The organism is Marinobacter sp. MBR-99 (genome assembly GCF_040547575.1).
Lineage (GTDB): Bacteria > Pseudomonadota > Gammaproteobacteria > Pseudomonadales > Oleiphilaceae > Marinobacter.
In genome coordinates this window covers 368,231-378,465 of sequence record NZ_JBEPPY010000001.1, presented here as the reverse complement: position 1 = coordinate 378,465, position 10,235 = coordinate 368,231, and the positions used below count along the sequence as shown (strand labels likewise).

The 10,235-nt window shown below is 54.8% G+C and carries 10 protein-coding genes; 4 read left to right on the top strand and 6 right to left on the bottom strand.

Going from position 1 to position 10,235, the window contains the following annotated elements:
• The coding region (locus ABIE59_RS01780; RefSeq protein ID WP_354443675.1) for an ABC transporter permease at positions 1–222 on the top strand (222 nt) is incomplete at its 5' end.
• A gap of 94 nt (positions 223–316) precedes the next feature.
• Here ABIE59_RS01780 and cypR read toward each other — a convergent pair.
• Entirely contained in the window at positions 317–1,363 is a 1,047-nt protein-coding gene (gene cypR, locus ABIE59_RS01775) for a transcriptional regulator CypR (protein WP_354443673.1), read from the bottom strand.
• 130 nt (positions 1,364–1,493) lie between these two features.
• Here cypR and ABIE59_RS01770 point away from each other — a divergent pair, with 130 nt between their 5' ends.
• From ABIE59_RS01770 to ABIE59_RS01760, 3 genes are read left to right on the top strand one after another with little or no spacing between them, the layout of a single operon-like run.
• Positions 1,494–1,814, top strand: coding sequence for a 2Fe-2S iron-sulfur cluster-binding protein (locus tag ABIE59_RS01770; RefSeq protein ID WP_354443671.1), 321 nt, complete (start codon positions 1,494–1,496; stop codon positions 1,812–1,814).
• Between the two features lie 14 nt (positions 1,815–1,828).
• On the top strand, positions 1,829–3,256 hold the full coding sequence (locus ABIE59_RS01765) for a cytochrome P450 (RefSeq protein WP_354443669.1): 1,428 nt from the start codon (positions 1,829–1,831) through the stop codon (positions 3,254–3,256).
• A gap of 42 nt (positions 3,257–3,298) precedes the next feature.
• On the top strand, positions 3,299–4,555 hold the full coding sequence (locus ABIE59_RS01760; protein ID WP_354443667.1) for an NAD(P)/FAD-dependent oxidoreductase: 1,257 nt from the start codon (positions 3,299–3,301) through the stop codon (positions 4,553–4,555).
• A 138-nt stretch (positions 4,556–4,693) separates the two neighbouring features.
• Here ABIE59_RS01760 and ABIE59_RS01755 read toward each other — a convergent pair whose 3' ends face one another.
• The 5 genes from ABIE59_RS01755 to ABIE59_RS01735 form a co-directional block, all read right to left on the bottom strand.
• A complete protein-coding gene (locus ABIE59_RS01755; protein ID WP_354443665.1) occupies positions 4,694–5,446 on the bottom strand; it encodes a VIT1/CCC1 transporter family protein in 753 nt (250 codons plus the stop codon).
• 74 nt (positions 5,447–5,520) lie between these two features.
• Positions 5,521–7,737, bottom strand: coding sequence for a PepSY domain-containing protein (locus ABIE59_RS01750; RefSeq protein ID WP_354443663.1), 2,217 nt, complete (start codon positions 7,735–7,737; stop codon positions 5,521–5,523).
• A gap of 22 nt (positions 7,738–7,759) precedes the next feature.
• Positions 7,760–8,233 (bottom strand): DUF2271 domain-containing protein, encoded by a 474-nt coding sequence (locus tag ABIE59_RS01745; protein WP_354443661.1) that lies wholly within the window; start codon positions 8,231–8,233, stop codon positions 7,760–7,762.
• A 57-nt stretch (positions 8,234–8,290) separates the two neighbouring features.
• On the bottom strand, positions 8,291–8,680 hold the full coding sequence (locus ABIE59_RS01740; protein WP_354443659.1) for a PepSY domain-containing protein: 390 nt from the start codon (positions 8,678–8,680) through the stop codon (positions 8,291–8,293).
• A gap of 76 nt (positions 8,681–8,756) precedes the next feature.
• Complete coding sequence (locus ABIE59_RS01735; RefSeq protein ID WP_354443657.1) at positions 8,757–10,073, bottom strand: ferredoxin reductase family protein; 1,317 nt, start codon at positions 10,071–10,073, stop codon at positions 8,757–8,759.
• Positions 10,074–10,235: the final 162 nt, after the last annotated feature.

The window sequence follows — 10,235 nt, the reverse complement described above, 5'->3', positions numbered from 1 at the left end:
TCCGGGGGCTCGACGCCGCGCGAGAGCATGCCGGAGGCCGTCCAGTACATCATGCTCGCCGCGCCCAACACCCACTTTGTAATGCTGGCCCAGGCTATTCTCTACCGTGGCGCGGGCCTCGCCACCGTGTGGCCGCAATTTCTGGCCATCGCCATTATCGGGAGTACCCTGTTTGGCTTGGCTCTGACCCGCTTTCGGCGAACACTCAGCGCCATGGCCTGAAGGACCTGACGCATGGCAGCGTCGAGTTGGGCCGGGCAGACTCCGTTAACGCTCTGTTATTACAGGCTTTAATAACAGTTTCAGCCAGTTGAAGTCACATTGATTCAGGGTTTAACCTGAATCGCTCCGGTGGCTGGCCAAACCAGCGTTTGAAGGCGCGCCTGAAATTGGCACTGTCGTAATAGTTCATCAATGCAGCAATGGCCTCAATGGACAATTGGCTGTCACGCAGGTAGCTCGCAGCCTGCTGGGACAGAATCTCGTCGCGAATCTTTCCAAAACTGGTACCCTCCTGTCTGAGTTTGCGCGCCAGAGTGCGTTTACTGATGAACAGAGAGGCCGCCGCTTCGTCTTCACTGAGCGTTCCGGGTGGTCGGGACAACATCATCTTCTTCAGTCGGGCCTGATAGGTCGGCTTATCATGCCGAAGTTGCGCAAGCATGGATTCACACTGCCGCAAAGCAAGGCGATAGCTTTCATGATCGGCGGAGGCATTCGGTTCCCGGCACAACGCCTTTGGCAACGTCAGTTTTAACCGGTCGCAGTCAAAGTGAATCTGCCCGGACAAAAAGTCTGGATATATCGAGTGGTATTCAGGCTTCGGATACGCGAAGCATATTTCGGCGTCATGCAAGGGGCGACCAACTATGAACTCGCCAAATTCGAAAAGTGCCTTGACCAACGCTTCCGAGATGCACCGTTGTATATCTTCGTCCAGCGGCTCTCGGAAGTCCAGAATACATTCCAGGCGTTCGTCGACTTGCTGCAAATACAATCGGATGAAGCGCGCGCGCGTAGGCAGGAATGTGTGAATGGCCTGCAGTGCAGTATGAAGGTCTGGGCTGCTGTATGCTACAAACCCCATCGCTCCGTGGGTTGCCGGGGTTAGTCGCTTGCCGAGCCGTAACCCTAAGTCAGGCTGGCCTGATAGATCCAGAGCGTTGCGCAGAACCCGTACCTGCTGCGCAACCGTAAGCAAGCTATCCTCGGTCAGAAATTGCGTAATTCCAAGTCCAGTACCCTGCAGCAGACGTGGCAGTTGTTTGGCGGTTAAATCCAGCTCACGGGCAATTAGCCGTGAATAATTCGATGGAATGTCGGCCGCAGGTTTATGTACGCAACCCGTCTTCTGCGTAGTCATCGTTGATCATCCTCATCATGAACTACCATCATTTTGTCTTTAAATGACCTCTGGATGTCAAGAAATGACCTGCCAGGAGTGTCGGCAGATAGCTAGTATGTTACTAAACGATACTGGAAGGAGAACAAGATTGGGCACGATTACTTTTATAGAACATGATCAGACTGAACATGTCGTTAAATTCAAAGCTGGTTGTTCGGTAATGCAAATTGCCGTTGACAACGCAATTCCCGGAATTGACGGGGACTGTGGGGGAGAGTGTGCCTGTGGTACATGTCACGTCATCGTCTCTGACGATTGGTTCAGAAAGACAGGTACGCCTGGTGATGACGAAGAGCAAATGCTGTCAATGACACCTGAGCGGACGGGCACTTCGCGCCTTAGCTGCCAGATTGTCGTTACTGATGAAATGGACGGCATGACCGTTCGTTTACCCGAATTTCAGATGTAGGTACAGGAGGACACATGTCCACACAGTCCGGAACGTTTGACGATCTTCAGGCCCGAATGATTAATGCCACCGCCAAGGTGGTGCCGATGCACAGACAAATCCAAGGGCTGAAACATTTAATGAGTGCCAAGAAGGCAATCTTCGGCCCGCGTCGGCCGATGACTGAATTCGTTGAAAAACCCATTCCAGACGTTTCTACGCTTTCGCTGGAAGACATCGATGTCAGCAACCCCTTTTTATATCGGCAGGGTCAGTGGCTACCCTATTTCAAGCGGTTGCGTGATGAAGCTCCGGTTCATTACCAGAAGAACAGCCCCTTCGGCCCCTTCTGGTCTGTGACTCGCTATGACGACATCCTGTTTGTGGATAAGAGTCACGACCTGTTTTCCGCCGAGCCGCAGATCATTCTGGGTGACCCCCCAGAGGGGCTGTCGGTGGAAATGTTCATAGCGATGGATCCGCCAAAACACGATGTGCAGCGTAGCTCAGTGCAGGGAGTGGTGGCACCTAAGAACCTGAAGGAAATGGAGAGCCTGATCCGATCGCGTACCGGCGATGTACTTGATAGCCTGCCTCTGGACAAACCCTTTAACTGGGTGCCGGTTGTATCCAAGGAACTCACCGGCCGCATGCTCGCTACCCTTCTGGATTTCCCTTACGAGGAGCGCCACAAACTGGTTGAGTGGTCGGATCGAATGGCCGGTGCCGCATCGGCAACCGGTGGCGAGTATGCCGATGAGTCAATCATGTTTGATGACGCGGCTGACATGGCCCGGTCCTTCTCCAAGCTCTGGCGGGATAAAGAGGCGCGCCGCGCAGCAGGCGAAGAGCCCGGTTTCGATTTGATCAGCCTACTACAGAGCAACGAAGACACGAAAGATCTGATCAATCGCCCGATGGAGTTTATCGGCAACCTGACGTTGCTCATCATTGGTGGCAATGATACCACTCGCAACTCGATGAGTGGTGGCCTGGTGGCCATGAACCAATTCCCGGAAGAATTCAAAAAACTGAAGGCAAAACCGGAATTGATTCCGAACATGGTCTCGGAAATCATCCGCTGGCAAACGCCTCTGGCCTACATGCGTCGAATCGCCAAGCAAGATGTTGAGCTGGGCGGCCAGACCATCAAAAAGGGCGATCGTGTTGTCATGTGGTATGCATCAGGCAACCGGGACGAACGCAAATTCGATAACCCTGATCATTTCATTATCGATCGCAAGGACGCGCGGAACCATATGTCGTTTGGCTATGGTGTTCACCGTTGCATGGGCAATCGTCTGGCGGAATTGCAATTGCGCATTCTCTGGGAAGAAATACTCAAACGCTTTGACAACATCGAAGTCGTCGAGGAGCCCAAGCGAGTGCAGTCCAACTTCGTGCGGGGCTATTCCGAGGTGATGGTCAAACTGACACCGAAAGATAAAAAAGAAGCCCGCTGATAATCAATCTGGTTCCCAAAAAACGATAGACAAAAGCAGACTATGGCAAACAAACATAAAGAGACGACAGTCATCGTTGGAGGCGGGCACGCAGCAGGTGCGCTCATGACCACCTTGATGCAAAAGAACTACCAGCATGAGGTAATTTTGGTGGGCGAAGAACCACATCCACCCTATCAGCGGCCGCCCCTGTCCAAGAACTACCTGGCAGGAGAGATTGATCGGGAATCGCTGTACCTGAAGCCGCTCTCAGTGTACGAGAACGCTGGTCATCATTTGCGGCTAGGTGTGCGTGCCGAACAAATTGACCGGGACAACAAGACCATCAGTTTGTCGGACCAGAGTACATTGAAATATGACCGACTGGTCCTGGCCACGGGGTCACATGTCCGAACCCTGAACGCACCCGGAGCGGACTTAAAGGGCATTTATTATCTGCACGACATAGCTGACTCGGATGCCCTGCGTGAAGAATTACTTCCGGGGAAGCGCCTGGTCATCGTGGGTGGTGGTTACATTGGCCTTGAAGTGGCTGCCAGTGCCACCAAAAAAGGCGTTAACGTCACGGTGCTGGAAGCAGCGGGGCGTCTTATGCAGCGTGTGACAGGCCCGGAAATGTCGGAGTTCTTTTACGCGAAACACAGCAATGCCGGCGTGGATCTGCGCCTGAACACGGCGGTAACCGGTTTCGAAGCGGGCGATCAGGGCCGTGTGGCTGGCGTGACATTGGCGGACGGCGGCACTGTACCGGCCGACATCGTGCTCGTTTCAGTTGGTGTTGTGCCTGAAACATCCCTGGCAGAGGCCGCAGACCTCCCATGTGACGACGGTATTATTGTTGACGAGTTTACCCGCACAGAAGATCCCGCCATTCTGGCGATCGGCGACTGCACCCGCCACCGGAATCTTTTCTTTGAGAAGATGCAACGCCTTGAGTCTGTCTCCAACGCGGTTGATCAGGCCCGGACGGCGGCGGCGACCCTGATGGGCGAGGAGAAACCCTATAATAGTGCTCCATGGTTCTGGTCGAACCAGTATGACGTGCGTCTGCAGATGGTGGGTTTATCCCAGGGCCATGATCAGCGTGTGGTTCGGGGCAGTCCCGGAGAGGATAAGGGATTTGCGGTGTTCTATTTGCGGGAAAGTCATCTCATTGCTGTTGACGCGATCAATCTGCCCATAGCTTTTATGGTTGGCAAGACACTCGTTCAACAACGTAGGAAAATTAATCCTGAAATACTGAGGGATCCGGATATCGACCTGAAGTCTTTGGTGATTGGTCCACAGACATCATCTTGACAACCGGGCAGAGCGATACCCAAAACTGACGGGCGGCCAAGATCACCATCTGCGATAGAGCCGAAAGCTAAGCTGGAGTGACCGCAAGTACTGCGCATAATGTATATTATGTTAAATGCAGTATTCACTGCCGAAGACCTAACCTCCCAATAACCTTTGCGCAAAATGCCCAGTAGCAAATGCCAGGCCCGCTGCGGCCGTACCCATGATCAAAGTCCGGAGTCCTGATCGCATTGCTGGTAAGCCATAGACGATACTTTTAAGCATTCCGATGCCAAGGAAGACGACTCCTGCTAAACCAAGACTGGTCAGGAACTGAATCTGACTCTCCAGACCTGGGATTGCATAAGGCAGTAATGGTAAAGCACCGACCGACAAAAATGCGGCGAACGTTGTCAGCGCGGCTCGGCGTGGGCTAAGTCCGGCACCCGAAAGTCCGTACTCTTCTCGCAACATGGTTGCTACCCACACATCGGGATTACGACTAATGGCCTCTACAACTTGCTCCAGTAATTCGCCGTTGAATCCCTTTGCCTGAAACAGTTGGCGAAGTTCCTCGCGTTCACCTTCTGGCACCGCATTGATATGTTTACGTTCTGTGCGTTCAGCAAATTTGATCTGGTTCAACTTCGCCTGGCCCGCTTCGTAATTGCTTACCGCCATGCTAAACCCGTCTGCAATCAAATTCGCAAAGCCGAGCACCAGCGCGACTTGTGGCGAAAACCCTGCGCCGAAGGCACCCGATACAACTGCAAAAGTTGTGACACAGCCGTCGATGCCGCCAAGCACAGCGTCTGGTAATGTCGATGCCTTGATGGGCCCCATAAGCCGTGCACGAACGGCATTTGGCTGGTGCTCGCTGAGCAGTCTTTCCTTTTCTCTGGATGGCACGTTTCAGCCTCCTATTGGGGCGTTATGCGGTGCTTTGGGATTATAGGCTCAGTTTGGTCTTGGCGCTTTGTCCATCAATACACATCTTCAAGATAACGCCCCTGGCCTCTCAGCGTTTCAACATCAATGTGCAACGGTTTGAGAATGTCCTCTATGACGTGCCGCACGGCCGCAGCCATATCCCGGCCACCACAGACCAGTATCTGCGCTCCTGTGTTAACCATCTGCCGTACCGCCAGTTCATCTTGTCTGAGCGTATCCTGCACGTAGGCGCGCTCGTCTGCTCTCGAGAAGGCGGTGTTCAGACCGCTCAGTCGACGATCCTCAAGGTAGCGTTGGAGTTCGGGTTGGTAGAGAAAATCCGATCTGGAATCCCGGCCGCCCCAGTACAGATACATAGGGTTGCAACTGGTATTGTTTCTGATGAAACCGGTTAAAGGACCAATGCCGGCACCTGCACCGATAAGAATAACTGGTCGACTACCCGCAGCTGGCCTAAAGCCTGGATTGGGGCGGATGAAGCCATGGATACAATCTCCCGGCTTCAGGTCATGCAAATACCCCGAGCATAGACCGCCGGCCTGCTTGCGAACGCATATCTCAACAATACCGTTACTGGCTGAGGACGCGAGCGAGTAGAAGCGCGGGGCTTGACCGTTTGGAGGCATAACCCCAATCAGGTCTCCCGCCTCGAAGGGCGGCAGCTTTTTTAACCTTCCCGGAAAAATCGGTAGCCATCCGCCCTGCTCCGTCGGCCTGAACCGGAAGATACTGGTTGGCGCCTGCACCGCAATCCCGTAATCCGCCCGTTCTACCAGTTCCAGCTTTACCGTAGCAGGCTGCAACGCTCTGTAGTCCAGGAAAAGCGGCGTACCGATGAGCTCACCAACCCGGTTTCCCCACTCACTGAATTGCGATGCAGAACACCGATCAATCAGCTCAATGGCGTGCAAACGGCTCATGCCTTTACCGGCGAGCGCAGCATCCACCGCCAAGGCAAACTGACAGAAGTTCGGAAACTGCCGGTCACCAAAACCCAGAACCGCGTATCGCAGATGCTTCGCAGCACGGAAATCAACAAGCTTGGCCATAAACCGCCGGGCCGATGCGGGTGCATCACCATCGCCGTATGTCGAAGTCAGCACGAAAAGCCTGGAAGCCTGCGGATACTTCTCAGCCAGGGTGTTCATCTCGCTGCAATGCACACGGAACCCCGCTTTATTCAGGCTGCTATGGAGTTCCCGGGCAAATCCCCAGGTGGCATTTCCTTCTGAGCCGACCAGGATAATTGTATCCGCCTGAGCTGGCTCGGCATTTTCAGGAAGTCGTCCTGAGCGCCGGCGACGCTGCCACCAGATGGTTGCGCCCGTTACCGAGAGAACTGGCACAGTCAGTGCCGCCGCACCAAGAACCAGGCCCAACCACCACAGGCCTTCACCGGTGTGCAAACGAATAATCCAGTGCTGCAATGCGCTGCAGTCAGAGCGCGACTGGTACTGCAGCAACTCGCCCGTTGCCTGGTCCACAAAACCAGAACCTCCGTCTGTTGTCAGGGAATAGACATCCTGTGGGTCATCCGGATAAGGAAAGACCAGTTCCCGGAGTTCGCCTAGATCAACCCGACCTAGCGCATCCAGCGAACCAACCGGGGCCGGATGCCCACCGGAGACCTCGGCCGGGAATCTTGGCCCTGTGTCGAGCGCTTCAGGCATCAAACCAAAGCGCTGGGCCGACATATAGGTGCCGGTCAGAGCCGATAATAACAGGCCAAGCACGGTAAAACGGGCCAGTTCGGCATGAATCGGTTTGCTGCCAGAGCCGGAAATCGGCATGAATAAGTGCTTCCAGCCGCCGGTACTGCGTGCCAGCAAAAACACGCCTGAAATGCACAGAAAAAGCATGAAAACAGCGAGTGTTCCGGCCAGCGCTCTTCCGGGATCACCCAACATAAACGCGCGGTGCAGGTCCTTGATCCAGCCAAAAAAAGCCGATGGCTGGTAAGGTGCAATACCCTCACCTGTCAGCGGATCAATCAGGTCCGCACCGGCCCGGCCATCTCGACTGTAGTAGACGATGACATTACCGGAAGAGGCTCGCACGATCTGCTCGGTCTGTGGGTAATGGGCCACTACACGATCAGCGAGCTCGGCAACACTGACCTCCCCGGTAGCAGGAATAATCGCTGAGACTCTATCCATCGCTGGTGCCAGAGCCAACACGGCACCTGTGACCGAGAGAACGATCAGGAACAAACCTGCAAGTAAACCCGTTAAACTGTGGAACGTGCGCATCTTGACCTGGGCTCCCGATAGCTTATTGAAGCTCGTAGGTAAGAGCGCGCACATAACCGCGCCCGGAAACCGGCGTCCCGGATCCTTTCGTGGTCAGGGGCGCTACGACATCAGCCCTGATATCGCGCATGTTCTCCACGGCAGTGTCGATCCTAAGCTCATAGCCGTTGTCGATCAGCGAATCATCGAGGTTTAAAGTGATTTTCAACGTGCGGCCACTGGTGACGCTGGCACCGGTAAGCCCATCGTATTCAGCCGGGTCAAGCTTGCTGCCACGGGCCCAGCCACCCAAATGTTTGTAGTACTTGGATTTTTTTCCGGAAACCCAGAGGGTGCCCTGGTACGCGCCGGCGGCATCTGTGAGGTACAGAGCCAGATAGGCGCCATCACCGCCGTAGTTCTGCAACTCCGTGGTGATGGTCACGTTACGTGCCTGAGCGAAAGCAGGGACAGCCAGGGCGGTAAATAGACTGAAAGCCAGAACAAACTTATTCATACACTGTCTCCTAAAGAGCTGATCAGAGCAAAAACAAAGCGCAACGAAATCGATTGGTTACTCGACGCTTACCGTGGGACGACCCGTGACGATGCCATTGCGTGGTGCCTGCACTTCGGCGTTGGTCTGAGCTTTCTTGACCGACCGGTCACCGTGGTATCGGGCATCACCGTCATCATCGTCTTCCCGCTCCCACTTCATCATGATTAACGTGCTGGGAGCGAAAGTGGCCTCTGCTCTTACCCCGTTGGAATCAAAGCCCTTAACTTCATAGCAGCCGTCATCAACTTTGATGCGGTGCACTGTCCAGCCTTCGGCTTCCAGCTTTTCACGAAGATTTTCACGGGGCTGCCAACTCGCCACCGGGTCATCGCAGTCATCGTCGGCCAGTGCGGCACCGCTCAGTAGCAATAAAGAAAGGCTCAGAACAATAGATGTTGTTTTCATAATGTATCTCCTGCTGGTTTCGGCACCTTCACTCTACGGAGCCAACCTGACAACAACCTGAACAAGCCCGCCACTATCAACGAAACTGGAAGGCCTCTTTATGGAAACGCGCCAGGCGGAACGGTGCTGTGCGCAAGCTTTTCCGGATGGCTTGCCCCAGTCCTGCCGGGCCGCAGAACCACACTTCCGCTTTTGCCGCCGAGCGGTCACTGGTTGACAGCTTCTGTGTTGACAACGCCTGCCCCTTGCTACTGTCATGAATTAAGAGATGAATACCGGGAAAGTCACTGCAAAGCTCCCGGAGTCGATCCACCATGGGATCCTGACTGGCGTTGCGCGTGCAGTAATGAAGGTCGGCGTCAGGCACGGTGGCGGTGGGAGCGCTGCTGAGGGCTTCGAGCCAGGCCAGGAACGGCGTAATCCCGATGCCACCGGCTATCCAGATCTGGTGGGACTTGCGATTGCGACGATCAAAGTTAAAACAGCCATAGGGGCCTTCTATTTTTACGGTTTGCCCCACTCTGATTTTTTGGCTCAGATTGCGGGTGAAGTCGCCGAGCGATTTAATGATGAAGGTAACAGTGCCATTCTCCCGATCGGCACTGGCAATCGTGAACGGGTGCGCGCCCTCTATCCGGTTGAAGGTCACAAAGGCAAATTGCCCCGCACGGTGACCGCGCCATGCCGGCCCCATGTGGCAGGTAATTTCGGTAACATCCTGATCCGGTGTTTTGATCGCGGTGACCGTGCCGCGAACCTGCCGACGACGGCCAATTCTGCCGGCCAGGGATAGCCCGCTGGCGATGCTGCCGCCAAAGAGCAAAATGGCCATCAGCACACCGATTGGCTGCTGCCACCATTGCAACGGAGTAAGCCACGCCGCATGGAAGGCGAGCAACAGATAAAGCGCCGGCATGCCGCGATGCAGATAGCGCCAGTATTTGTAGGGGAACTTGCGCCACAAAGTGATCAACAGCATGGCGAACAGCAGATAAACGGCGAACTCCCCTACCTCTTCCGCAGCATCGCGCATAGTGTCGATGAAACCGGAATAATCCTGATCGTGCAGCTTGCCGGCCTTTCCGAAAATCGACTCTATAACGTCATCACCCATTTCAATCAGCCAGTGGACTGCCGCGAATACCACGGCCAGAATGCCCGCCCATTTGTGGGTCCGATAGATCTGATCCAGCCCGCCCAGCGGTCTCTCCAGCCAGGCTGGGCGCAGCGCCAGCATCATGGTCAGTGACATCAGAGCAATGGATAACAGCCCGCTGAGCAGCAGGCTCTGGTCATACACTGCCCAGGCAGAACCGGCCCCGGGACCTGCAAAGAGGTTCCACGCCCATAGGCCTGAAACCAGCACAACGAAAGGAACAATCACCTGCATCATCACATCTCCTGCGATCGGCGCCTGGAATACTCCCTCGAAGGCTAGCGTCCAAACCTGACAGCCAGCTGAAGGTCGGTGAAGAAAGATCGAAGCGTTATTGACCATTCAGGCTGTTGTCAGGTTTGAGCTGTAGTATCTTGATTCCAGGGCTGGGTCAGAGGT